Raw genomic sequence first — 24,209 nt, 5'->3', positions numbered from 1 at the left:
CCCACGTGCCCCAGCCGCCCCGTGCCCCAGCCGCCCCGTGCCCCAGCAGCGCGGGTCAGCCCGCGATCGCCTCCGGCCAGTTCCCCCGCCGTGCGGTCCAGCCGAGAAGGCGCTGTGCCCGGCCGCTGTCGATCCGCTGGTTGTCCAGATCCGGTTCGAGGTCAGCGTCGACGGCTGGTTGCGGGGCGCCGTCGATCCGGGCGAGCCGGGTCAGATATGACTCGTAGGTCACCGGCTCGGCGGCGAGGTTGAGGATTTCACCCGACGGCCGTCGGTCGAGCACCGCGAGCACGGCGTCCGCGACGTCCGCGACGTGTACATGGGAGACGAAAGTGCTGCCGTCCCCGGGAATCGGGAGTTTTCCCGCCCGCAGCAGCTCTCGCTGCCGATCCTGAATGGTTGCCGGCCCGACGAAACGCGCGGCCCGCAGAATCGTCCAGGCGCATGTCCGGGGAAGTTCGATGACAGCTTCCTCCATCGCCGCGGTCGGGCCGACGAGAGCGGCCCGCTCGGGATCGGAGTCGATGGGGACCGACTCGTCGATCCATTCGGCGCCGCGCACCGGGTAGATCATGCTGATGCTGAGCTGGACCAGTACCGGGACGCCGACCTGGGCGACCAGCCTGGCCAACCGCGGGGAACCCGTCTCGCGGATGCTCGAGTCGAGATCCCACCCACGTGGGTCGTCATCATCGGCTGGTACCGCCGTGGCGAGGTTGACGACCGCGTCATGACCTGCGAGCCGAGATGGCAGAACGTCTTCGAGATCCGCGTCCAGCAGCCCCGCGCGCAGCCGTCGTACGGCGGGAGGCAGCTGGTCCAGCCGTGGGCCCGGAGACATCGCTGTGATCTCGTGGCCCGCTGCCAGGAGAGCGTCCACCAGCGGCCTGCCCGCGGCACCGGTGGCACCGACCACAAAAACACGCATCGTGCTATCACCCATTTCTTGTCAGTTGACGGACTGTTCACGCCGCGTCGGAATCTCGGACGGAGTCGGCCCGTCGCCCCGGACGCGTCGCCCACGAAAATCGAAATCGGTCGTTGCCGCCGCGGCGCCGGCGGAGGCCAGCAGTCCGCCGAACAGGCATACCCCGCTCCAGCCCCATTGCTGCCAGATCGCGAGAGCGGCATTCGTACCGAGCGTGCCGCCGGCGAAGAGCGTCACCACGTAGATGGTGTTGAGGCGGGCGGCGGTCTCCCCGGCACTGGCGAATATTCGCTGCTGGTTGGCGCTGTTGGCCGCGCTGTAACCGACGTCGAGCAGAACGACCCCGAGAGCCAGCACCACCAGGCTCGAGCGGCCGGCGGCGAGAACACAGAAAGACGAAGCGATCATCAGGAGCCCGCAGAGGGTCACCAGGCGCCCGCGGCCCATATCCGCGATACGGCCGGCTCGTGGCGCTACCAGCGCACCGCCGACCCCGATCAGCGCGATAAGCCCCACCGTCGTGGGCCCGCGTTCGAACGGAGCACCGGACAGCCGGGCGGGAAGCGTGGTCCAGAAGCCGGTGAGGACCGCGAAGGCCAGGAATCCGTAGAGCATCGGACGCCGAAGGCCACGCGTCCGAACCGCGAGGAGGAACGTGTTCGCGACCAGGTCCCGGTAGGCCCAGTCCGTGGTCTTTGGTGATATGGGCAGAGCGCGGCGGCAGGCGACCAGAAGAACCGCGGTCCAGACCGCCGCGCACCCGTACATCGTGCGCCAGCCGAACTGCCCGCCGATGATTCCGGCGACCGTTCTGGAGAGCAGGATTCCGGTGAGCAGTCCGGTCATGATCTGGCCTGCGACGCGCCCGCGGTCGGCTGGCCTGCTCAGGTGGACCGCCAGCGGGAGCGCGATCTGCGGTGTGACGTTCACCAGCCCGAGCATGATGCTGGCGACGAGCAGCACGGCCGTGTTGGGGGCGGTGGCGACGCCGGCGAGGACGACCATTGTCGCGGCGAGCAGGATCGATACCAGCCGCCGCCGGTCGGCGACATCCCCCAACGGAACCAGCAGCACCAGACCGACCGCATAGCTCAGCTGGGTGGATGCCACGATCGCACCGATGGTGGACTCGCCGACGCCGAGTCCCTGCGCCATGTCGACCAGAAGAGTTTGACCATAGTAAAGATTTGCCGCGACCGCTCCGGCGGTGATCGCGAGAACAAGGATGCGATGGTCGGAGAGGGACAATCGGGCCGAGGGGCGGCGAGCCGAAGTGGTATCCCCGTTGCCCGTGGCCATGGGCACTGCCAGCGGCTCTATACCGCCTGTCGGTTCGATACCGGCCAGCGGAGGTGCCCGATGTGACGCCTGGCACTCGTCTCCATCCTTATTCTCCACGGCGAAACCATATCGGTGCCCGGCCTCATGCTAAGGTCCAAACTCGTGACCATTTCCTGGGTCAAACCCGGTCCGTACAGCTTCCTGGTCGATCTCGACCCGAAGCTTGGTCGCAGAGCCGCGTTGGAGGCCGGCCTTCGTGACGCCATCCGGGCCGGTCGTCTCCGCCCCGGCGCGCGCCTGCCGTCGAGTCGCATCCTCGCGGCGGAGCTCGGTGTCTCCCGCGGAACGATCAGCACGGCGTATACGCAGCTGGTGAGCGAGGGTTTCCTGGTGAGCAGCCGGGGCGGTGGATCGCGGGTCGCGGATCTCGCCACCGGCGGAGCGGAACCGAAAAACATCGGTCCGCGGTCGGAAAAGGAGGCGAGTGCCCTTCGCTGGGACTTCCGTCCGGGAGAGCCCGATCTGACCTCCTTCCCGCGGAGCGAGTGGCAGAATGCGCTGCGCGAGATTCTCCGCACCTCACCGGCGTCCTTCCTCGGATATCAGGACCCACAGGGCGTCCCGGAGCTGCGCAGTGCGGTGGCCGATCACCTCCGGCGGTCGAGAAATCTCGCCGTCGACACCGAGAACATCGTCATCTGCGCCGGATTTCGGCAGGGGCTTGACCTGATATGCAGGGTTCTGCGTGATGCGGGCACCCGGACCGTGGCCCTGGAGGACCCCGGACTGGCCGATCATCATCGCGTGGCCGGCGCGAGCCTGAACGTGGTGTCGCTGCCGGTGGATGCGCTGGGTGCGGACACGCAGCAGCTGTGGACATCTTCGGCGCAGGCGGTCGTGCTCACTCCGTCCCATCAGTTCCCGCTGGGAGTGAGACTGCATCCGGACCGCCGGGCGGAGGCGTTCGCCTGGGCGCGCCGGACCGACGGCCTGATCATAGAAGACGACTACGACGGGGAGTTCCTCTACGACGGCGGGCCGCTGGGCGCGATGCAGGGCGAGGACCCCGACCGGGTCGCGTATATCGGCAGCGTGAGCAAGACGTTGGCACCCGGAATCCGGCTCGGCTGGCTGGTGCTCCCACCCCATCTCATCTCCCCGGTGTGCGAGGCGAAGTATCTGAGTGATGCCGCCTCCGGAAGCTTCGACCAGAATGTGCTCGCATCGATGCTGCGATCAGGTGCGTTCGCGACGCACCTGCGTAAACGGCGAGTCGCCTACCGGCAACGGCGCGACCACATGGTCGGTATGGTGGCGGAGCGGGTGCCCGGGGCGACGATTCGCGGAATTGCCGCCGGCCTGCATGCGGTTATCGAGCTTCCGGCCGGGGTGCAGGCCGGATGGCTGCAGCGGTCCGCGGCCCGGCGCGGCCTCGGTATCGGCAATCTGGACAGCTACCGGATCGCCGGCGAGCGGGCGGACGACGCCGTTGTGCTCGCCTACGGCCGGCCACCCAGTCATTCCTTCGCACGTGGAATCGCGGAGTTCGTGGACCTTGTGCCCGGATAGCCCCCGGTGGCCCGAGCGGTACGGCGGCGGCGCTTTCCCTGCGGCCGGCCAAGCCCTACGGCCGGGAAAGCCCGACGTACTGTTCGGCAAATGCAGTCGCGGCCGTGCTCGACCGGCGCAGGAGATCGAGCCGAGCCCGCCTCATCCGGCGCTGGGCCGCGCTCTCTCCGGGCGAGACGTGCAGCAGCGAGGTCATGAACTCGGAGAACTCCTGCCCATGCCACGCACGCCGCAGTGAGTGGCTCTGGTAGCCGTCGAGCAGGTCGCGGCGCCCTGAGCGATACCAGTGGTCCAGCCCCTCGGCGAGCAGGCGGGCATCCGCGACGGCCATGTTCAGCCCCTTCGCGGCGCTCGGCGGCACGATGTGCGCGGCGTCGCCCAGGAGGAACAGGGTCCGGTACTGCATGTGCTCCTCCACATGGGCGCGCAGCCCGACCAGCACCCGTTCCGTGATGGTCCCGGTCGGCAGCTTGCCCGTTCCGCCGGTAAGGCGTAGATCCAGCTCGTGCCAGATCTCCTCGTCGCTGCGCAGGTGGATCGGCTCGTCCGGTGGTACCTGGAGGTAGAGGCGGCTCACGTCCGGCGAGCGCATGCTCTGCAGGGCGAAGCCCCGATCGGTCACGGCATAGATCAGTTCCGGGGAGAGCGGCGGCGCCTGGGCGAGGACGCCGAGCCAGGCGAAGGGGTAGGTCCACTGGTGTGAGCTGCGCCGCTGTGCGGGGATCGCCGCCCGGGACACCCCGTGATGGCCGTCGCAGCCGGCAAGGAACTCACAGGAGATCTCGACCGGGATTCCGTCCAGGGTGCACTGGACCAGGGAGCCGTCGACGCCCACCTGGCAGATCCGCACATCGGTGACACCGAAGTGGATCTCACCCTGGGACTCCAGCCGGGCGCCGATCAGGTCCTTGACGATCTCCTGCTGGCCGTAGACGACCATCGGGACGCCGGTGAGCTCGGAGAACGCGAGGCGGAAGGCCGCGCCATCATGGCGAAGCTCCATTCCGTCATGCACCATGCCGTGACGGTCCAGGCGGTGCGCCACACCGGCCGCTCGGAAGGCCTCGACGGTGGACCATTCAAGAAGGCCGGCCCGCACACGCTTCTCAACGTGTTCCCGGCTGCGCCGCTCCAGAACCACGGAGGCAATGCCGCACTGTTCAAGAAGGCGAGCAAGAAGTAGCCCGGCCGGACCGGCGCCAATAATGCAGACCTTGACGGTTCGCTTCTCGGGGTGATCGGGAATCGGAGTCTCCTGAAACGTGGGCCGTTGGCAGGCCGGTGCCGATCGGCCGCACAGCGCCAGCCGAATGCGGAGGAGAAAAAATGCCGGGAACTGGGCCGGCGAGAGAAAGAAGATGACTGTTGCCTGCGATTTTCCTTGAAATTCCACGCCTGGGTGGTGCTGGGTTGCCGGGCGTAGAGCTGGCAGGATCGAGATTATCACCTCCTGGTGATGGTCACACTACACCCGCTTTTTCGGATGGTCTATCTTGATGGACCATCCGCGGCACTGCTCTTTGGACCATCCGCCGGCCTTGCATCTCCTTTCCGTGTCGGGTCACCGCACACGTCCTGCGCCCGGCTTGTTGGCAGGGCCTGTACCAGGCTGGTAAGCCATCGCTGCCATTGCTCGCTTCTGAGTGCGGGCCCGGCCTCGAGCGTGGTGCCGACCCAGGAGGTCACTGGCCGGATCCCGTGCAGCGCGTTGAGCAGCCACACCTCCCGGCCGGCGAGCTCCTCGACGCGCCGGCGGCTCGGCCGGATCTCGAGGCCGATCCGGCGGGCTCTTTCGAGGACCAGGCCGATGGTTATCCCCGGCAGTACGCGAAAGCGGGGGTCGGGAACGCAGAGAGCGTCGCCCTCCCACCAGCAGATGCTGCTGGTGGTCGCCTCGACGACCAGGCCGCTCCTGGTGGTCAGCGCGACCTCGTCCGCCCCCTGGCCGCCGGCCGTTCGCCGGAGGTCTGCCAGCCGGTCGAGGTCCGGGCCCTTGACCCGCGGCCGGGTGCGCGGGTCAGGGACGGGCGCACCCCATACCCGCACCCCGGTGCCGAGTGGCGGTGCCGGGCGGATACGGACCTGCAGCCGCCGGTGTCCTGCCAGGTCCACCAGCTCGGTCCGCGGGAACCAACTGCCCCCGCGGGGGATCTGCGTGATGGCGGCGGTCCAGAAGAAGGCGATGTCCTCGTCCGCCTCGGCGGTGCCCCGACGACTGGCCCGGCAGGCATCGAGGAACCTGTCCCGGTGGCGGTCCAGGGTTCGGGCTCGCCCCTCCGAGACCAGCCAGGAGTCCGCGGCGAGCAGCCTGGTGCCAGCCTCCTCGGTGCTTCGGTGCAGGCCGGAGGCCGACCACAGGTACAGGCCCTCCGGTGTCGTCGTGGCCGGCCGGCCGGCGCGAGGGCCGGCCTCGGACGCGCCGCGCGGCCACGGTGGGGCATGGCCCGGGTCGCTGGTCACTCAGTACCTGCCTGCGAGTGCGGTGTCGGTGGCCAGACGGCGTGGACCGTACACCGCCCGTTCCAGCCACGTGCCACAGGACGGTATCCATGGCGCCAGTGCCGCGGCGGTCCGCTGCCGGGTCCGCAGGATCGGCCGGGTTGCCTGCAGGTGGACGAGCGCGGTGCCGGCGGCCTGGCTGTTGCGCAGCGCGGCGGCCCGCCTGGTCGTCGCGAACCGGCGCACCGCCTCGTCCGCCTGGCCGGCCGACCTCGCGGCGAGGGCCAGGACGACGGCCCGGGCCGCCTCGTCTCCGTCCGCGAAACCGCTGTTCATGCCGCGGGCGCCGAGCGGTGGGAACAGGTGCGCCGCCTCGCCCACTAGCAGGATCCGGCCGTGTGGGTCGACGAACGAGTCGGCCACGATCCGCTGGAACCGGTAGGTCGCCGTCCACAGCACCGACTCGAGATATCTGCCGTCGACCACCTTCGGTAGCCAGCGTGCGAGCGCCTCCGGTGAGTCGAAGTCCTCGGCCCGGTCGGAACCACGGCACTGCAGATCGAGCTGGAAGCCGTTCGGGAACGGCACGTGCATCAGATGCCGGCCATCGGTACCGGGGTGCTCGTAGTGGAAGATCCGCTCGGGCGGCAACGCGTCGGGCCCGGTGTCCGCGATGTCCACCGTGACATGAAAGCCCTCGGATCTCTCGCCCTGCATGCCGATGCCGGCGAGCCGCCTGATCGTGGAGCGGGGGCCGTCCGCACCGATGAGATAGCGGGCGGTGAAGGACCGGCCACTCTCGACCTCGACCGTGACCTCGTCGTCGGCGGCGTCGAGCCGGACCACGGGCGAGCCCCACCGGATGTCGACGCCAGCCCGTGCGCACGCCGCGCGCAGATAGCCCTCGGTGTCCACCTGGCGAAGGCTGGTGTAGGGGACAGGACGACCGGCCCGAGGCCGCGGGTACTGCTTGGCGTATACCTCCCGGCCCCGGAACAGCGTGCGCCGCGCGGTCCAGAGGATCCCGTGCTCGCTGAGGTCGGCAGCGAGGCGGGGGTCGGCCAGGCCAAGCAACCGCAGCGATTCACCGTGCACATACAGCGCGCGGCTGCCCGGCCGGGTGGCGTCCGCCTCCCGAGCTTCGAGCAGGGTCACCGGCGCACCAAACGAACGTAAAGCCAGGGCGGTCGCCAGGCCAACCGGCCCAGCACCGACGACGAGCACCGGGTACTGCTCCTTCTTCCGGGCAGGGGTCGTCATGATCTTCCTCTCCGCGGAATGTCGCAGCCCGCCCGAAGTCCTCAGAGCGGCGCCATGACATTACGAGAGCGAGTCCGGAGCATGTCAACCGCCGGGTGAAAGCGGGAGTCACACCGGCCGGTCCGGCGGAAATGGAAGAACAGGTGCCGCCAGCAGGGCATCAGCGTTGGTTCGCCGCCCTTGATGGCGGGCGGGGTGATCTGTCTCACGTCCCCCCGGTGGGTTGGGCCGGCTGCGGGTCCTGGCGGTGCACATGCACGACATCGGTACGGCCGTGGCCGCTGACCTGGTATTTCGGGTGACATTCGCGAACGCTGTTGCATCCAGGGAACCCGGGCTATAAGCTTCGCCCGGGTTGCATTTGGGCGAACGCCTTCCGCGAGATTTCCACTCGCCTGCGTTTTCGTCGGCCACGGCATCTGGCTTCTCCTCGGATCCACGGATCCTCCGGGGTGGAAGTCCTGCGTGTGGCATGTCCTTCTTTTCGTGATCCTGGCTCATGTCCGCCGGCTTCCGCCGGGAAATCGTGGGCCAGTCCGGGCTGCCGGCCGCATGGTCCGCGTGATTCGACGCAGGCCTCTTCACGTCCAGAGCTAGGGGAATCCGGTGCGAACCCTGCTGATCGACAACTTCGATTCGTACACATATAACCTGTTCCAGCTCGTCGCCGAGGTAAACGGAGTGGAGCCGGCGGTCATCACCAATGACACCTCGCTCGAAGAGCTCGGTCGGCTGGACGTCTACGACAATGTGATCATCTCGCCCGGTCCGGGACGTCCGGATGTCGACCGGGATTTCGGGATCTCGGCACAGGTCATCGCGCAGGCCGAGGTGCCCGTGCTGGGAGTCTGCCTGGGCCACCAGGGCATCGGGGCGCATGAGGGGGCTCGGGTCCAGCCGGCGCCGAAACCAAGGCACGGATTTCTCAGCTCGGTCCGCCATGACGGAACGGGGCTCTTCCAGAACATTCCGAGCACCTTTCTCGCGGTGCGATATCACTCCCTGGCCCTCACGGACCCGTTGCCCGCGGCCCTGCGCGCCGTCGCCTGGGCCGAGGACGATGTGATCATGGCTGTCGAGCACCGTTCCCGGCCTCTGTGGGGCGTCCAGTTCCACCCGGAGTCGGTCGCGACAGAGCACGGAAGACAGCTGTTGGCGAACTTTCGCGCCCTGACAGAGCAGCTCGTACGGCCGGGTCGAAGTGCTGGCGGGCGGGGAGCGGTCCGGCCGACCGGCGGGACCAAGGCGCTTGCGCGGCGCCGTGAGGACGACGGGAGGGCGCAGCCCGTTCCCGTGTCCGCGCCCCGGACCGGTCCCCCCGTGCCTGCGCCCCGGACCGGCCGGCCTCATCGGCTGAACGTCCGCACGCTGCCGGGTGCGGCCGACGCGCCCGCGGTATTCCGTGAACTGTACGGGGAGTCGCCCGACGCGTTCTGGCTCGACAGCTCCTATCGCCCCGAAGGGCTCGCCAGATTCTCCTTCCTGGGCGACGCCGGCGGCCCGCTGGGTGAAGTGGTGTCCTACCAGGTAGGTGATCCGCACGTTTCGGTACGTTCTCGGGGCGAGGCCAGCCTGGTACCCGGAACAATCTTCGACTATCTCGAGGAGGCGTTGTCCGAGCGGCAGATCGAAGGCCCCGACCTGCCCTTCGACCTGCGGTGCGGGTATGTCGGCTACTTCGGTTATGAACTCAAGGCGGATCTCGGGGCGACGAACGCACATCGTTCGGTCGCGCCCGACGCGGCCTGGATGTTCGTCGACCGGATGATCGCCATCGACCATGAGGAGAAAACCACCTACCTGCTGGCCCTGGAGGCGGACGGCGCGTCGGACTGGATCGAGTCGACCGCCGCGCGCCTGGCGCTGCTCAGTGATTCCGAGGAGGTTCTTCCCACGTCGGCCGGGGCGTCGAATCCGCCGCCTCTCGACCGGGCACTGGTCAATGGTTACCTGAGCCGTGACCGAGCCCGATACCTTGCTGACATCGATCATTGTCAGGCGAAGCTGGTGGCTGGGGAGAGCTACGAGATCTGCCTTACCAACATGGTGCGCCTGCCGGCCGTGGACGACGGGCTGGCGGCGTATCTCGCGCTTCGGCGATGGAACCCGGCGCCCTACGGTGCCTACCTCCGGCTTGCCGGGGTCGAGGTCGCCAGCTCCTCACCCGAGAGGTTTCTGCGCATCGACAGATATCGCTGGGTCGAAAGCAAGCCGATCAAGGGGACGGCGCCGCGGGGAAAGGACGCCGCGCAGGACATCCAGCTGTGTCACGAACTGCGGACGAGCCCCAAGACCCGAGCCGAGAACCTCATGATTGTCGACCTTCTGCGCAACGACCTCGGCCGGGTCTGCGAGATCGGCAGCGTGCACGTGCCGCGCCTCATGACGACCGAGACCTATGCGACCGTGCATCAGCTGGTGTCGACCGTGCGCGGACGGCTGCGAACCGACCGAAGTGTGATCGACTGTGTGCGGGCCTGTTTTCCGGGGGGCTCCATGACCGGCGCCCCGAAGCTGCGGACGATGGAGATCATCGACACGCTCGAAACCGACGCCCGTGGTATCTACTCAGGGGCGCTGGGCTTTCTTGGCTGCGACGGGACAGCGGACCTGAGCATCGTCATCCGCACCGCGGTTCTGGTGGACGACGTCTGGCATGTCGGCAGCGGGGGCGCGATCGTCCTGGACTCCGATCCCGGCGAGGAACTGGACGAGATGCTGCTCAAGGCGGCGACGACCGTCCGCGCGGTGGCCAGTCCGGCGGCCGGCCGGGCCGTCTCCGGGCAGCGGGCGTTCTCCGGAGCCCCGCGATGAACGGGCGTCCTCCCAGGAACCTGGCCGCGGAGTTGGCGGACCTGGCGCGGTCCCGGGGCTGGACGGACCGACCGGCCCTCCTGTTCGAGGACCAGGTGGTCACCTACGGGGAGTTACACGACCTGGCCGCGCGAGTCGGTCAGGTGCTGGTCCGGCATGGCGCCGGGCCCGGCCGCAGGGTGCTGATCGCGCTGTCCGACGGCCCCGCCTGGGTGGCGACCTTCCTCGGAACCGTGCGGTGCGGAGCGACCGCCGTCCCGGTCAACCCGTTGTTGACCGCGCACGACCACGGATTCATGGCAGACGACTGCGCCGCGCGGATCGTCGTCGCGGACGAGGAGATCTGCTCCCGGTTCACGGCCACCGTGGTGCGCAGTGGCGATCAGCTGCTGGCTGAGGCACACCAGGCCGAGGCCGGGCCGGTCGTGCGTACCGACGACCCTCTCTATCTCACCTACACGTCCGGGACGACGGGATCCCCGAAAGGGGCGATGTTCCGGCAGGGGAACCCCCGCTTCTACCATCAGAGCATCGGACAGGCGCTGCTGCGTTCCGGGCCGACCGATGTGACGCTGTCCGTGTCGAAGCTCTATTTCGGCTATGGCCTCTGCAACTCCCTGGTCTTCCCGCTGTATTCGGGTGGGTCGGTCGTGCTCCTGCGAGAACGTCCCGGCCCGGAGGCCGTCGAGGAGCTTGTCAGCCGGCACGGGGTGACCCTGCTGTACGCGGTCCCGTCGGCATTCGCGGGCCTGGGGCGTTCGGCGGAACCCGCCTCGTTCGGCTCGGTCCGGGCGGCGGTGTCCGCCGGTGAACGGCTGAGCCTCGAACTCGGTGGGCGTACGTCCGATCTGCTGGGCGCCCCGGTTCTGGAACAGCTCGGGCAGACGGAGGTGGGGTGCGCCTTCGTGGCGAACGGCGTCGAAGCCAACGTTAGGGGCACGGTCGGGCGTGCGGTACCCGGCTTCACGGTTCAGGTGCGTGATCCCGAGGGCCGGCCGTGCCCCGACGGGACCGTCGGTGAGCTGTGGGTCACCGGGCCGACCCTCATGATCGGCTACCTCAACCGGCCGGAGCAGACCGCGGCGGCCCTTCGCGGAGGCTGGCTCGCGACCAACGACCGCGGGATGCGTAACCCGGACGGCACCTTCGTACATCTCGGGCGGCTCGACGATCTCGAGATGGTCGGCGGGATCACGGTGTCACCGCTGGAGATCGAGGGGGTTCTCGGCGCACATCCGCTTGTTTCCGAGGTCGCCGTGGCCGCGGTTCCCGACGAGACCGGCGCGACCCGGCTGCGGGCCTATGTGGTGCCGCGCCGGCCGGACGAGTCCGGCAGCCGGCTCGAACAGGATCTGGTGGGTTTCGCGCGGGAACGCCTCGCGCCGTTCAAGGTTCCCCGGACCGTCCATCTTGTGCCCGCCCTCCCACGCACCGCCTCGGGAAAGCTCCGCCGTTTCCAGCTGCGCAGTGGCCTCTTCGCCGCGGAGAACCCGCCCGCCAGCCCGGGCTCCAGCCCGGCCGGCCGTCCAGAAGTCCCGCATCCCACCGCGACGCCCGCCTCGACGACGTGGCTCGGTCCAGATCCGGCCGGCCTCAGCTGAGCGATCTTCAGGAGATGAACGCAACGTGTCCGCCGATCTCAACACAGGAGTGCGTGCCTTCTACATAGGCCGCATGTTCGATCAGGCCGCTGACGCACATCCCGCTGTTTCCGTGAGCCTCGACCAGCCGCTGGGCTGCGCGCCAGACGCTCCGCAGGCGACTGTCGGGGATCTCGCCACCCTGGTCGCGGACCTGGCGTCCCGCCTCTGGGCGATCGGCATCCGGCCCGCCGAACGGGTGGCGATCTACAAACAGAACAACTTCGACATCGCGCTCCTCGCCTGCGCGGCGGCCCGGATCGGCGCGGTTCCCGCCCTGCTCGCACCGGCGCTGCCCGGAGACATCGCGACCGAGCTGATCCGTCGGCTGGACCGGCCGTGGTTGCTGACCGACACGGAGACGCTTGCCGGCCCGCTCGCGGCGCAGGAGCCTGTGGTCCGGGGCAGCGTCCTGGTCGACGACGGGCCCGCCGTCGACGACGGGGCCGTCCGCAACGAGGCCGTCCGCAACGAGGCCGTCCGCAACGGGGCCGTCCGCAACGGGGCCGTCCGCAACGCGGCCGTCCGCAACGCGGCCGTCGACCACCCGCTTCGCGATCAGAGCGGCGCGCCGGCGCCGGTGGTCCGCCTGGGCGGGTACGCGGGCTCGCCGCCGCGGGATCCGGTGCTGCTGCACCCGAGGGAGCCGGCGCTCATCACGCACAGTTCGGGAACCACCGGTATTCCCAAGCTGGTGGTGCACTGTGCCGGGGCGCTCTGGCATCGGCTGATTCCGCAGCTGGCGATCGCCTCGCCGGTCAGGAAGCGCCTCAAGGTGGCTTTCTGTCTGACCTTCGTGCATTCTCGCTTCTACCACGCTCTCGGTGTCTTCCTGCGTTACGGAAATCCGCTGGTGATCGCCTCGGACTCGGCTCCCGAGACCGTTGGACCACTACTCGTCCGGACCCGTCCTGGATTCATCGAAACCCATCCCAACGCCTTCATCGACTGGGAGGATCTGGTCGACGCGCCCGGCCAGCCCCTGTCGAGCATCAAATACTATGCCGCTACGTTCGACGCAATTCATCCGCGGACCGTCGCCAGGCTCCTGTCCGCCTCGAAACACCGGCGGCCGCTGATGCTCGCGTTCTACGGGCAGTCCGAGACGGGACCGGTGGCCGGCCGATGGTTCACCCGCCGCGGAGCCGCCCAGGCGGACGGGCGCTGCGTCGGGCTCACCCTGCCCGGCTTCATCAGGCTGAGGGTCGTCGGCGCGGACGGGCGACGGGTCCGGCCGGGTGAGGCGGGCCACCTCGAGGTGCGCAGCCGCGGCCGCGCGCTGACCTACCTCGGCGAGGACGAGCGTTTCGCGAGCCAGCTCCGCGACGGCTGGTGGCGGCTCGGCGACATGGGCTACCGAAGCCGGCGAGGCCTGCTCTACCTGATCGACCGCGAGGTCGACCAGATCGCGTCGATGCCCAGCAACCTGCAGGCCGAGGACATCCTCATGGGCCGCCTCACCGAGCTGCGGGAGATCGTGATCGTCGCCGGCCCCGAGGGCGAGCCCGTCCCGGTCGTGTGCACGCGTGATGACGGACCGCTGGACCGGGCCCGTTGGGCGCGGGCGATCGACGGGCTCCCGGACATGGCCGAGCCCGTGGAGCTGCCCTTCCACCAGCTTCCACGAACGTCGACCGCGAAGATCCAGCGCTCGGTCCTCAGTCGGCTGGTCGCCGAACGGAAATGACGGAAAACCACCTGCCAACCCAGGAGCTCCGGTGACGACAGACTCCACCAGTGCCCGTACCCTGATCGAGCTGGCAACCGGGTACTGGCGAACCCAGGCGATACACGCGGCCGCGGCACTCGGTATCGCGGACCGACTGGCCGGCGGGCCTCGGAACGCGGCCGACCTGGCAGCCGAACTTGCCCTCCAGGTCGATCCGGTCACTCGTCTCCTACGTTTCCTCGTCGACCTCGACGTGTTGACGTACGATCCCGCGGGCGGCTACTCCCTGACCCCGGTCGGAGAGCTGCTGCGATCGGACACCGCGGATTCGCTGAACGCGTTGACAGTTCTCTACGGCAGCGAGTTCTACGCTGCCTGGGGTGAGCTGCTGAACGCGCTCACCACCGGCATCTCAGGCTTCGAGAAAGTCTTTGGCAGGAGCCTTTTCGACTACCTTCCCGCGCATTCGGAGACGGCGTCCCGCTACGACGCCACGATGGCCGGTGGCGCCTCCTTCTTCGCACGTGTACCGGCGGCCCACGCGTTTCCCGCGCAGACCACGGTGGTGGACGTCGCGGGCGGTACCGGCGGTCTGCTCGCCGAGATCCTGCGGTCGGACGAGTCGTTGCGGGGAGTTCTCTACGACGCGCGGCACGTGGTGGCCAGCGCGGCCACCGAGCGGAACCTCCAGTCCTTCGGGAATCGCGCTCAGACCGTCTCCGGTGACTTCTTCGCGCAGGCGCCGAAGGGGGGAGACGCCTACGTTCTCTCCCGGATCCTCCATGGCTTCGACGACGCGGACTGCCGGCGGATCCTCGGGCGCATACACGAGGCGGCGCGGCCGGGGGCCACCCTGCTGGTGGTGGAGCGCCTGCTGCCCCCCGCCGGCGCCGCGCCGTCGCTTGCCGCCGGATTCGACCTGCACATGCTCGCGGTGATGGGCCACGGACGGGAGCGCTCCCGGGAAAACTATGCCCAGCTGCTGGCCGACGAGGGATTCGCGCTCGATGACGTCCGGCCGCTCGAGCTGGACGTCCACCTGCTTGTCGCCCGCCGTCTCTGACAACGGTCGCGCAGGCCGGCGCGTCCCGGCCGCGTCGACGACACCGCCGCCGCCACAGCCAGTTCGACCTAGTGAGGGACAGATGTCACGCTACTCGTGGGGCAAACAGCACTCGAGCATCGACAGCATACGGGAGATGATCAACCAGAGCCGTCTCGAGGTCACGGCGCACTCGCTTTACCAGCGTATTCGCACTGTTCGCGACGTTCAGGTCTTCATGGAGCACCACGTCTATGCGGTCTGGGACTTCATGTCGTTGCTGACCTCGCTACAGCGCTCCCTTACCTGCATCGACCTTCCCTGGGTTCCGAGCGGGCCCGTCTCGAGCCGCCGGCTGATCAACGACATCGTCCTCGTGGAGGAGAGCGACGAGCTCGACGCCGGCTACATAAGTCACTTCGAGCTCTACCGGATCGGAATGATCGAGGCCGGTGCGCGGACCGACGGGATCGATCGCCTGCTGGAGGCGGTCAGGGTGGGGGTTCCGATCGCCGAGGCCGCGGTGCTCGCCGAGGTGCCGGCACCCGCCTCGAGCTTCATGAAGGAGACCTGGAGCATCATCACCGAGACGCCGGTCCACTGCCAGGCCGCGGCGTTCGCCTTCGGGCGCGAGGACCTGATTCCGGACATGTTCGCCCAGGTGATCTCGAACAACGAGATCCGCCTGCGTACCTTCCACGACTACCTCGCCCGGCACATCGAGGTCGACGGTGAGCAGCACACGCCGATGGCGATGCAGATGCTGGCGGATCTCTGCGGTGAGGACGACGCCCGCTGGTCGGAGTGCGTAGCCGTGACGAGACGCGCCCTGCGGGCACGCCTGCAGCTGTGGGACGGCATCGCCGCCGCCCTTGATGTCGACGAGAGGGAGCGTTCGGTCACGATCTGACCCGGTGCGCCGGGGCGGCGCCGCCTCGGGACGGGTCCGGTCACGCGCGGCGATCACGGATCACCGAGATTCCGGGAGGATGCCCCGGCCGTCAGGCCGGGGAGGAATCCGGTTCACCGCACAGGACGGCCACGCTTGACTGCATCGGCCGCCGTGGGGTGTGCTGACGGCCGCGGTCTTTGCGACATTCTTGGTCGGCATTGCGTGGAATGGGGACTCCTGTGGCGAATCGTGCGCCGAACGTGGTCGTGATCCTGCTCGACGACCTGGGGTTCGCGCAGTTCGGGAGCTACGGTTCCGGGTTCTCCACGCCGAACGTCGACCGGCTGGCCGCCGGGGGACTGCGGTACAACCGGTTCCACGTCACGGCACTGTGCTCGCCCACCCGCGCCTCGCTGCTCACCGGGCGCAACCACCACGCGGTGGGCATGGGCTTCCTCGCGGACCTCGCGACCAGGGCTCCCGGCTACACCGCCCGCATCCCGCGCTCGGCCGCCACGCTTCCCCGGCTGCTGCGCGCAGGCGGCTACAACACGATGGCGGTGGGGAAGTGGCACCTCGTCCCCGGTGGTGAGCGCAGTTCGGCCGGGCCGTACGACCGGTGGCCGCTCGGGCTGGGTTTCGAGCGCTACTACGGCTTCCTGCGCGGCGACGCCAACCACTGGGCGCCCGAGCTGGTCCGCGACAACTCCTACGTCGAGCCGCCGGCCGGGCCCTCCGACGGCTACCACCTGACCGAGGACCTCGCCGACGAGGCGATCCGGATGGTGGTCAACCAGCAGCAGTCGGCGCCCGGAAAGCCGTTCTTCCTCTACTTCGCCCCCGGCGCGATGCATGCCCCGCACCACGTCGAGCGTTCCTGGGCGGATGCCTACGCCGGCGCCTTCGACCACGGCTGGGACCGCTGGCGCGAGGAGGTCTTCGCCCGGCAGCTCGCCAGCGGCGTCGTCCCCGCGGGGACGACGCTGACCGAACGCCCGTCCTGGGTGCGGGCCTGGGCTGACCTGCCGGCCGACGAGCGCCGCGTCTTCGCCCGGATGCACGAGGTCTACGCCGGTTTCCTGAGCCACACCGACGCGCAGATCGGCCGGGTCGTCGACGCGCTGGAGAAGCTCGGCGTCCTGGACGACACGCTGCTGTTCGTGATGTCCGACAACGGCGCGAGCGCCGAGGGCGGGGTGTCGGGAACCGCCAACGAGCACAGCTTCACCCACCGGGTGGTCGACGATCTGGCCGACAACCTGGGCCGCCTCGACGACTGGGGCGGGCAGCGCCACTACCCGCACTACGCCTGGGGCTGGGCCTGGGCCGGCAACACACCGTTCCGGCTGTGGAAGCGTTACACCTGGCTCGGTGGCACCCGGGTGCCGATGATCGTCCACTGGCCGGCCGGGATCACGCCGGGCACCGGCGGCGGGGCTGGCGACGGTGGTGCCGACACCGGTGTGCGCGGGCAGTTCGCGCACGTCATCGACATCATGCCGACCGTGCTCGAGGCCTGTGGCGTGCCGCTGCCCGAGTCCGTCGACGGCGCGGCGCAGCAGCGGGTGGACGGCGCCAGCCTGCTGCCCACCTTCGACGACCCGGCGGCGCCGAGCCCGCGAACGTCGCAGTACTTCGAGATGCTCGGATCGCGCTCGATCGTCGCGGACGGTTGGAAGGCGACCACCGACCACGTCTCGCAGGGCGTCATCGAGGAGGAGCAGCTGATGGAGGGCAGCCGCGACTTCGAGACCGACCGCTGGTCGCTGTTCCGGCTGGACGAGGACTTCTCCGAGGCGCACGACCTGGCCGAGAAGCATCCGGACGTCGTGCGGGGCCTGGAACGGCAGTGGTTCGTCGAGGCGGGCGCCAACAAGGTGATGCCGATCGTCGACAGCATCGCCGGCCGCTTCGGTGACCTGCTGCCGCGGGAGTACCCGGTCGGACAGAGCCTGGTGCTGGACCCGGCCGGCGGCCCGGTCTCCGACGACGCGCTGCCGCTGCTGTTCGGCGGTGGCCGGATCATCGCGGACGTCGAGGTGCCGGCGTCCGCCGACGAGGCGAACGGGGTGCTGTTCGCGCTCGGCGACTGGAACGGCGGTTTCGCCGCGTACGTGGTCGGTGGCGTCCTGCATGCCGTGGCGGCGCTGCCCAGCAGTGAGATCGCGGTGTCGGCGGACCGGCCGCTGCCGCCCGGCCGGCACACGGCGGGGCTGGGGCTGCGGCCCGATCCGGCGGGCGGCCTGCACGTCGAGGCGCTGATCGACGGGGAGGCCGTCGGCACCGCCCACGTCGACGACAGCCTGCCGTTCGTCTGGCAGCACGGCGGCGCGTCGATCCACCTCGGGCAGGACCGCGGGCTGCCGGTGAGCGACGGCTACCGCCCGCCGTTCCCGTGGACGGGCACCCTGCACCAGGTGCGCATCGACGCCGGCGCCCAACTGCCCCCGGAGCGGGATCTCCTGCGCATCGCACTACAGGTCGACTAGCAGCCACGAACGAGCGTGCGGGAGCCCTGGCCCACACGCTCCCACGCCCCCGTCATTCCGCGCGCGGGTCCAGGTCGGCGGTGGACAGTGGCCGGCCGGGCAGCGGTGGTCCGCCGGTGGCCGCGTCGGGCCGGGCCCGCAGGCCGTCGAGGATGATCCCGCGGGCCCGCTCGAAGGCGATCTCGTCGGGCTGCCAGGGTGATCCGTTCGTGCTCTGGAGCAGCAGGGTGAACAGGTGGGTGACGTCGCCGCCGCCGACGTCGGGGCGCAGCGCCCCCTCCCGCTGTGCGTCCCGGACCAGCGTGTCCGTGATCTCGATGAGCTCCGCGCGGATCCGCCTGATCGTCTCGTCGGCCTCGATCGCGGCGGCCGTCGCCCCCGAGAAGAGCCCGGGCATGCGCACCGTGAGGCTCAGCGCGCGGAAGCCGCCGAGGCTGCGCACGAGCGCGCCCCAGGCGGTGGGCTCCTCGGCCTGGGCCCGGCGGGCATGGTCCAGCATCTCGCTCACGCTGTCGCGCGCCACCTCCAGCGTCAGCGTCTCCCGGTCGGGGAAGTGCCGGTAGAGCGTGCCGACGCCGACGCCGGCGAGGCGGGCGATCTCCTCCATGGGCACGTTGGGCCCGTCCGCGGTGAACGCCGCGGTGGCCGCGGCGAGGATGGCGCCGCGGTTGCGGCGCGCGTCGGCGCGCAGCCGGTGCGGCGGTGTCGATGGCCGCTCTGTCGATGGCCCCTCTGTTGATGGCCGCCCTGTTGACGGCCGCTCTGTCGATGGCATCGGCCTGATCCTCCTCCTGCCTGCTGTCAAGCCTGCTCCCAGCTCGGCCACCGGGGCCAACCGGAGGCGCATCCTCCGTTCGTGCTAGCGTAACCGGAAGAAATTCTTCCGTTACTGATCGATGTGAGGACCAGGCATGACAGAGGCGTCCGCGCCGGCGGCGACCACCGTCGGGGCCACAGCCGTCCAGGCCACAGCCGTCCAGGCCACAACCGCCGCGCAGGCCGAGGCGGAGATCCGCGCCCACACCACCTCCGGCCGGGCGACCCTCGAGCTCGCCGTCGTCGGCTTCGCGGCCCTCATGGTGTCCATGTCCCAGGGGATCCTGGTGCCGGTGCTGGCGATCCTGCCGACCGAGCTGAACACCACCCACACCAACGTGGAGTGGCTGCTCACCTCCACGCTGCTCGTCGCCGCCGTCGCCGTCCCGGTGATGGGCCGCCTCGGTGACATGTTCGGCAAGCGCCGGATGCTGCTGATCGCGATGGGCACGCTCGCCGTCGGCTCACTCATCGACGCGGTCACCAGCAACGTCGCGCTGATGATCGTCGGGCGTGCCATCCAGGGCCTGTCCACGGCGGCGATCCCGCTCGGGATCAGCCTGCTGGTCTCGCTGCTGCCGAAGGAACGGGTCGGCTCGGCCATCGCGCTGATCAGCTCGATGCTCGGCGTCGGCGCCGCGCTGAGCCTGCCGCTGGCCGGTCTGGTCGCCGAGCACGCGGACTTCCACGTGCTGTTCTGGATCCTGGTGGTCGGTGGCGCCCTGTCGTTCCTCACCGTGCTGGCCTTCGTCCCCGAGGCGCCCAGCCGCACCGGTGGCCGGGTCGACCTGGTCGGCGCCGCGCTGCTGAGCGCTGGCCTGGTCGCGCTGATGCTCCCGCTCGCCGAGACCGCCAACTGGGGCTGGGGCTCGCCCTGGGTGATCGGCCTGCTGCTGCTCGGCGTGGTGCTGCTGGTGGTGCTCGGCGTGGTCGAGCGACGGATCAACGACCCCCTGGTCGACATGGTCGCGTTCCTGCGCCGCCCGCTGCTGATGACGAACGTCGCCTCGATGCTGTTCGGTTTCGCGCTCTTCGCCTCGATGATCGGGACGGCGTCGTTCGTGCAGGCACCGGAGCAGGCCGGGTACGGCTTCGGCTCGTCCATGGTCGTCGGCGGCCTCGTGATGCTGCCGAGCGGCCTGGGCATGCTGTTCCTCGCGCCGGTCGCGGCCCGGCTGGTGGCACTGCGCGGCGGGGCGCAGACCCTCGCGCTGGGAGCCGTCATCGTGGCCGTCGGCTGGTGCACCCGCATCGTGTTCACCGACGAGCTGTGGCAGATCATCGTCTGCAACGCCGTGGTCGGGACCGGGACGGGCATCGGCTACGCGGCCATGCCGTCGCTCATCAACGCCTTCACGCCGCCGACCGAGATCGCGGCGGCGAACGGCCTGAACGCCCTGTTCCGGTCGATCGGCAGCTCGCTCGCCAGCGCCATCGGCGGCAGCATCCTCGCGGCGCAGACGGTCGCCGTCGGCTCCGCGGAGCTCCCGTCACTGGACGGCTACAAGCAGCTGTTCGCCCTGTGCGCCGGGGCCGCGGCGGTGGCCGCGATCACCACCTTCGGCATCAACAGCCGTCGCGGCGCCAAGCCGGTGCCGGCGACCTGACCGCTCGCCGCGGCCGTGCGGTTCCGCGGAACCGCACGGCCGCACCGCACCGGGTCAGAACTGGACGGATACAGTGCGGTCCGGCCGGGTCCGGCGCGGTGCCGTGGGGGTCGCTGACGGAGGGATTCGCTCGATGCGTCTTGCCGTGGGATGCGCGATGTGGAGCCACCGGTCCTGGCAGGGGCGCTTCCTGGCCCATCCGCTGCCGCCGAACGAGCGCCTGCGCGCCTACGCCAGCTGGTGCGACGCCGTCGAGGGGAACACGACCTTCTACGCCACCCCGACCAGGGAGACCGTGGCCACCTGGGCGCGCCAGACCGGCGAGGACTTCCGGTTCCTGGCCAAACTGCCGAAGATCATCACCCATGACCGCTGCCTGACCGACGTCGACGAGCCCCTGCGTGGCTTCCTGGACGCGATCGAGCCCCTGGGCACCCGCGCGCACGCGGTGTGGATCCAGCTGCCGGGCGCCTTCGGTCCCGTCGATGTGCCGCTGCTCACCCGCTTCCTGAGCCGGCTCCCCGACGGCCACCGGTACGCCGTGGAGGTCCGCCACCCGGAGTTCTTCGCCAGCCTCCGGGCGGCCAGCCTGCTCGAGGCGGCGCTGCGTACCGCGGGCGCCGAGTGGATCCCCTTCGACACCACGGCGTTCTTCGCCAGCCCGCCGACCAGCGACGCCGAGCGGGACGCCTGGAGCAAGAAGCCACGGGTACCGTCGCGGTCCGTCGCGCTGACCGACCGGCCGATCGTCCGCTATCTGGGCCGTGACGACACCGAACAGACGGTCGCGGGCTGGCGGCCCTGGGTCGACGTCGTCGTCGGCTGGCTGCGCGAGGGCCGCTCGCCGACGATGTTCATCCACACCCCGGACAACGCCGACGCGCCCGGACTCGCGCGGCGTTTCCACGACGACGTCCGGGCCCGGCTGCCGGAGCTGGACGCCCTGCCCGAACCGATCCCGGCGCAGCCGCTGACCCTGTTCTGAGCCGCTGACCCTGTTCTGAGCCACTGGCCCTGTTCTGAGCCGTCAGCGCGTGGCGAGCGCGATCTGTTCCTCGGCCTCGGCCTGGGCGTTCCACTCCCGCTTGCCGGACTGCCAGCCGTCCTCGTCGTGCCCGGCCCGCCAGTAGCCGGAGATCGACAGCCACTCCGGTGGCAGCCCGCGCTCGACGCGCAGCAGCCGCCGCAGCGCCTTCACCGTGCCCGCCTCACCGTGGACGAACACCTGCCCCGTCCCCGCCGGCAGCTCCAGCGCGGTGACCGCCTCGACCAGCAGCGCACCGACCGGCCGTTCCCCGCGGTGCAGCCACCGGACCTCGACACCGTCCGGTACGTCCAGGCTCTGCTCGTCCTGCGAGCCGGCGACCTCGACGAACGCATGCACCGGCACGCCGGCCGGCACCCGGGCCAGCGAGGCGGCGATCGCCGGCAGCGCGCTCTCGTCGCCCGCCAGCAGATGCCAGTCCGCGTCCGCGCCGGGGGAGTAGGCGCCGCCTGGGCCGTTGAACAGGATCTCCGCGCCGGGGGTGACGGTGGCGGCCCAGGGCCCGGCGATGCCCCGGTCGCCGTGCCAGACGAAGTCGATGGTCAGCTCGCGGCTGACCGGGTCCCAGGCGCGGACGGTGTAGGTCCTGGTCCGTGGCCAGTGCTCGCGCGGCATCTCGGCCCGCACGGCCTGGATGTCGAACGGCTCCGGGTAGGTCACCCCGGGCACTCCGAAGAGCAGCTTGACGTAGTGATCGGTGAAGTCACCGGCGGAGAAGCGCGCTAGTCCGGGGCCGCCGAGGACGACCCGCACCATGTGTGGGGTTAGACGCTCCGTGCGCAGCACGGTCGCCCGGTGCGGGGCGGGGAACCGTCGCGCGGTCTGACGCTCAGCCATTCCCCCAACGTACGTTCGGAATCCCGTGGCGAACGGAACACTCAGTTTGCCCGATTAGCGGACCAGCCACCTTGACGGATCTGTGCTGATCTATCCTGATAATCTCGGCGATCTAGTTTCGGGGCCCGGGGAATCCGGGTTCCAGGCCGAGGGGCGGGGCGTGGCGGACGAGCGCGGGGACTCAGGCGAGGATTCGGCGGAGCGCCGGGAACAGGCAGGCCCGGGGGGTTCCGGCGGCTCCGGCAGTTCCGGCGGCCCGGTGAATCCGTGGGTGCTGGCACCGCCGTCACCGGTTCCGCCCACACCGCCCATGGCGCCACCGCCGCCACCCGCGGCACCACCAGTCCCGGGGCCGGATGCGGCGATGCCGGCGTCACCGGCGTCACCGGCGTCGCCCGCACCGGCACCGCCGCCGGGCCCGTGGCCGCCCTACGGCTGGTATCCGCCACAGCCACCGGCGCCGGGCCCGGCCCGCTGGCACGGCTGGTTGCTCATCGTCGTCACCGTGCTGAGCGCGGCCGCCGTCGCGCTGAGCGCACTCACGCTCTTCTGCGGGGTCGACTTCACAGAAGACGGTTATTTCGGAAGCTCGGACATGCAGGGCGTGGAGGTGTCCGGGTCGGATGCCTGCTACGGAGCCACGGGTGGCTCGGTACCCGACTCGGCGCGGCGTTCGCCGGACGAGGACGACCCGGTCGTCGCGGCGGGGGAGACCGTCGTGCTCAGGTATCAGGTGGCGGGCTGCGACCAGCCGACCGTCGTCGAGCTGACCGTCGGCAACGTGCACAGGCAGTCCACCGCGCCCACCGAGGAGTTCCAGCGGACGCCCGACAACGGCACGTATCTGCTCGTGGACGTGACGGTCGCGGTGCGCGGCAACTACGTGTGGCCCGACCTCTACGTCTTCTCCGCGCTGGGGCCGGGGAACGCGATCGCGACCCCACTGTGGACGGAATCGGCGATAATGGGGCCTTCGGAGCCTTTTTCCGATGATCCGACAACTGTCCAGCTTGCCTTTGATGTCACCGCCGACTTCGATGTCATCCGGTTCGACGACGCCACCCCCGGCAGCGTTTCCTGGCGAATCTGACCGAAGGGCACGGCCGGATTCCCGGGCTTTCACGGGTCGCCGGCCGGGCATGAAATCATCTCCTGGTTCCTGCTGTGATGTGCCGACCAGGAGTGGACGAGATGCCCGTCAGCAACGACGACATCGCCAACACGATCAGCGCCTATCTCGACGTGTACCCGACGGACGCGGAGCCGTTCGCCGCGCTGTTGGAGAGGGCGCGTGGCAGCGAGGCGCCGCTGGCCTCGAGGGCGACCACGCCCGGCCATGTGACCTGTGGGGCGGTCGTGGTCACCCCCGACCGGCGCGTCCTGCAGATCCGGCATCGCCGGCTCGAGCGCTGGCTGCTGCCCGGTGGCCACATCGAGCCGGAGGACGACTCACTGCTGGCTACGGCGATGCGGGAACTGGCCGAGGAGGCGGGGATTTCCGGCGGGAGCGTCAGCCCCGTTCTCGAGCGGCCGGTCGACCTGCACGCGCACGTGATACCAGCGAATCCGATCAAAGTGGAGCCCGAGCACACTCATTACGATTTTCGATTCCTGCTGGCGGTGGATCAGGCGGTCGCCACATCCCCGAACGAGGAGGAGGTATCCGACTTCCGGTGGATCCCGCTTCTCGAGCTGCCTGGCCAGCTCGGCGGCCGGGTTCGGGCCACCCTGCTCACCCGAAAACTTCCCGACCCGGCTCGCAGGTCTCCCTGACGCCGGCCGGCCTGCCCGCGGTGCCCGCGGCGGCCGCCGCCGGTCGGACCGGGTGGCGACACGGGGCGCTTGCGCGGAACCGGGGCGCTTGCGCGGAACGCCCCGGTT

General features: G+C 69.9%; 18 protein-coding genes. 11 read left to right on the top strand and 7 right to left on the bottom strand.

Annotation, left to right across the window (positions count from 1 at the left end; all coding sequences use genetic code 11):
- Positions 1–55: 55 nt before the first annotated feature.
- Together ACG83_RS27830 and ACG83_RS27825 are read right to left on the bottom strand one after the other, a co-directional pair.
- Positions 56–928 (bottom strand): NAD(P)-dependent oxidoreductase, encoded by an 873-nt coding sequence (locus ACG83_RS27830; protein WP_158230862.1) that lies wholly within the window; start codon positions 926–928, stop codon positions 56–58.
- Between the two features lie 21 nt (positions 929–949).
- A complete protein-coding gene (locus ACG83_RS27825; protein WP_083473621.1) occupies positions 950–2,227 on the bottom strand; it encodes an MFS transporter in 1,278 nt (425 codons plus the stop codon).
- A gap of 144 nt (positions 2,228–2,371) precedes the next feature.
- On the opposite strand from ACG83_RS27825, the gene ACG83_RS27820 reads away from it, so the two are divergent.
- Positions 2,372–3,778 carry a PLP-dependent aminotransferase family protein gene (locus tag ACG83_RS27820; RefSeq protein ID WP_054569223.1) on the top strand — a complete coding sequence of 469 codons (1,407 nt, stop codon included), beginning with the start codon at positions 2,372–2,374 and terminating at the stop codon, positions 3,776–3,778.
- Positions 3,779–3,833: 55 nt separating this feature from the next.
- On the opposite strand, the gene ACG83_RS27815 is transcribed toward ACG83_RS27820, so the two are convergent.
- The 3 genes from ACG83_RS27815 to ACG83_RS27805 form a co-directional block, all read right to left on the bottom strand.
- Positions 3,834–4,982: a 4-hydroxybenzoate 3-monooxygenase gene (locus tag ACG83_RS27815; protein WP_369812928.1), complete on the bottom strand. Its 1,149-nt coding sequence runs from the start codon at positions 4,980–4,982 to the stop codon at positions 3,834–3,836.
- A 284-nt stretch (positions 4,983–5,266) separates the two neighbouring features.
- Complete coding sequence (locus ACG83_RS27810; protein WP_054569222.1) at positions 5,267–6,238, bottom strand: aminotransferase class IV; 972 nt, start codon at positions 6,236–6,238, stop codon at positions 5,267–5,269.
- Complete coding sequence (locus ACG83_RS27805; RefSeq protein ID WP_054569221.1) at positions 6,239–7,477, bottom strand: FAD-dependent oxidoreductase; 1,239 nt, start codon at positions 7,475–7,477, stop codon at positions 6,239–6,241.
- Positions 7,478–8,083: 606 nt separating this feature from the next.
- Between ACG83_RS27805 and pabB the strand changes: the two genes are divergently transcribed.
- The 6 genes from pabB to ACG83_RS27775 all read left to right on the top strand — a co-directional run bounded on the left by pabB (position 8,084) and on the right by ACG83_RS27775 (position 18,023).
- Positions 8,084–10,291, top strand: a complete 2,208-nt coding sequence (pabB, locus tag ACG83_RS27800) for an aminodeoxychorismate synthase component I (RefSeq protein ID WP_054569220.1) — start codon at positions 8,084–8,086, stop codon at positions 10,289–10,291.
- Positions 10,288–11,892, top strand: coding sequence for an AMP-binding protein (locus tag ACG83_RS27795; protein ID WP_054569219.1), 1,605 nt, complete (start codon positions 10,288–10,290; stop codon positions 11,890–11,892). The genes pabB and ACG83_RS27795 overlap by 4 nt, the downstream gene beginning before the upstream one ends.
- Positions 11,893–11,917: 25 nt before the next feature.
- Positions 11,918–13,618: a class I adenylate-forming enzyme family protein gene (locus tag ACG83_RS27790; RefSeq protein ID WP_063793227.1), complete on the top strand. Its 1,701-nt coding sequence runs from the start codon at positions 11,918–11,920 to the stop codon at positions 13,616–13,618.
- A 31-nt stretch (positions 13,619–13,649) separates the two neighbouring features.
- Positions 13,650–14,663, top strand: a complete 1,014-nt coding sequence (locus tag ACG83_RS27785) for a methyltransferase (RefSeq protein ID WP_054569218.1) — start codon at positions 13,650–13,652, stop codon at positions 14,661–14,663.
- 82 nt (positions 14,664–14,745) lie between these two features.
- Positions 14,746–15,552 carry a DUF3050 domain-containing protein gene (locus ACG83_RS27780; RefSeq protein ID WP_054569217.1) on the top strand — a complete coding sequence of 269 codons (807 nt, stop codon included), beginning with the start codon at positions 14,746–14,748 and terminating at the stop codon, positions 15,550–15,552.
- Positions 15,553–15,773: 221 nt separating this feature from the next.
- On the top strand, positions 15,774–18,023 hold the full coding sequence (locus ACG83_RS27775; RefSeq protein WP_235498232.1) for an arylsulfatase: 2,250 nt from the start codon (positions 15,774–15,776) through the stop codon (positions 18,021–18,023).
- Between the two features lie 52 nt (positions 18,024–18,075).
- Here the strand turns inward: ACG83_RS27775 and ACG83_RS27770 are convergent, their stop codons facing one another.
- Positions 18,076–18,798, bottom strand: coding sequence for a TetR/AcrR family transcriptional regulator (locus ACG83_RS27770; protein ID WP_083473620.1), 723 nt, complete (start codon positions 18,796–18,798; stop codon positions 18,076–18,078).
- A 136-nt stretch (positions 18,799–18,934) separates the two neighbouring features.
- On the opposite strand from ACG83_RS27770, the gene ACG83_RS27765 reads away from it, so the two are divergent.
- Positions 18,935–20,446, top strand: coding sequence for an MFS transporter (locus ACG83_RS27765; protein WP_054569216.1), 1,512 nt, complete (start codon positions 18,935–18,937; stop codon positions 20,444–20,446).
- A 133-nt stretch (positions 20,447–20,579) separates the two neighbouring features.
- Positions 20,580–21,431 carry a DUF72 domain-containing protein gene (locus tag ACG83_RS27760; RefSeq protein ID WP_054569594.1) on the top strand — a complete coding sequence of 284 codons (852 nt, stop codon included), beginning with the start codon at positions 20,580–20,582 and terminating at the stop codon, positions 21,429–21,431.
- Positions 21,432–21,473: 42 nt separating this feature from the next.
- Here ACG83_RS27760 and ACG83_RS27755 read toward each other — a convergent pair whose 3' ends face one another.
- On the bottom strand, positions 21,474–22,328 hold the full coding sequence (locus ACG83_RS27755) for a siderophore-interacting protein (protein ID WP_054569215.1): 855 nt from the start codon (positions 22,326–22,328) through the stop codon (positions 21,474–21,476).
- 364 nt (positions 22,329–22,692) lie between these two features.
- Here ACG83_RS27755 and ACG83_RS27750 point away from each other — a divergent pair, with 364 nt between their 5' ends.
- Positions 22,693–23,418, top strand: a complete 726-nt coding sequence (locus ACG83_RS27750) for a hypothetical protein (protein ID WP_054569214.1) — start codon at positions 22,693–22,695, stop codon at positions 23,416–23,418.
- Between the two features lie 101 nt (positions 23,419–23,519).
- Positions 23,520–24,101 (top strand): NUDIX hydrolase, encoded by a 582-nt coding sequence (locus tag ACG83_RS27745; protein ID WP_054569593.1) that lies wholly within the window; start codon positions 23,520–23,522, stop codon positions 24,099–24,101.
- The last annotated feature ends 108 nt before the right edge of the window (positions 24,102–24,209 follow it).

It is taken from the genome of Frankia sp. R43 (genome assembly GCF_001306465.1).
GTDB lineage: Bacteria > Actinomycetota > Actinomycetes > Frankiales > Frankiaceae > Parafrankia > Parafrankia irregularis.
The sequence above is the reverse complement of the archived record's forward strand: the minus strand, read 5'-3'. Positions and strand labels throughout refer to the sequence as shown.

What these genes read in the sequence shown, in the direction of transcription:
- ACG83_RS27830 (WP_158230862.1), bottom strand. Translation starts at nt 928, where the DNA reads ATGCGTGTTTTTGTGGTCGGTGCCACCGGTGCCGCGGGCAGGCCGCTG.
- ACG83_RS27825 (WP_083473621.1), bottom strand. Translation starts at nt 2,227, where the DNA reads ATGGCCACGGGCAACGGGGATACCACTTCGGCTCGCCGCCCCTCGGCC.
- ACG83_RS27805 (WP_054569221.1), bottom strand. Translation starts at nt 7,477, where the DNA reads ATGACGACCCCTGCCCGGAAGAAGGAGCAGTACCCGGTGCTCGTCGTC.
- ACG83_RS27795 (WP_054569219.1), top strand. Translation starts at nt 10,288, where the DNA reads ATGAACGGGCGTCCTCCCAGGAACCTGGCCGCGGAGTTGGCGGACCTG.
- ACG83_RS27780 (WP_054569217.1), top strand. Translation starts at nt 14,746, where the DNA reads ATGTCACGCTACTCGTGGGGCAAACAGCACTCGAGCATCGACAGCATA.
- ACG83_RS27770 (WP_083473620.1), bottom strand. Translation starts at nt 18,798, where the DNA reads ATGCCATCGACAGAGCGGCCGTCAACAGGGCGGCCATCAACAGAGGGG.
- ACG83_RS27765 (WP_054569216.1), top strand. Translation starts at nt 18,935, where the DNA reads ATGACAGAGGCGTCCGCGCCGGCGGCGACCACCGTCGGGGCCACAGCC.
- ACG83_RS27760 (WP_054569594.1), top strand. Translation starts at nt 20,580, where the DNA reads ATGCGTCTTGCCGTGGGATGCGCGATGTGGAGCCACCGGTCCTGGCAG.
- ACG83_RS27755 (WP_054569215.1), bottom strand. Translation starts at nt 22,328, where the DNA reads ATGGCTGAGCGTCAGACCGCGCGACGGTTCCCCGCCCCGCACCGGGCG.
- ACG83_RS27750 (WP_054569214.1), top strand. Translation starts at nt 22,693, where the DNA reads ATGCCGGCGTCACCGGCGTCACCGGCGTCGCCCGCACCGGCACCGCCG.
- ACG83_RS27745 (WP_054569593.1), top strand. Translation starts at nt 23,520, where the DNA reads ATGCCCGTCAGCAACGACGACATCGCCAACACGATCAGCGCCTATCTC.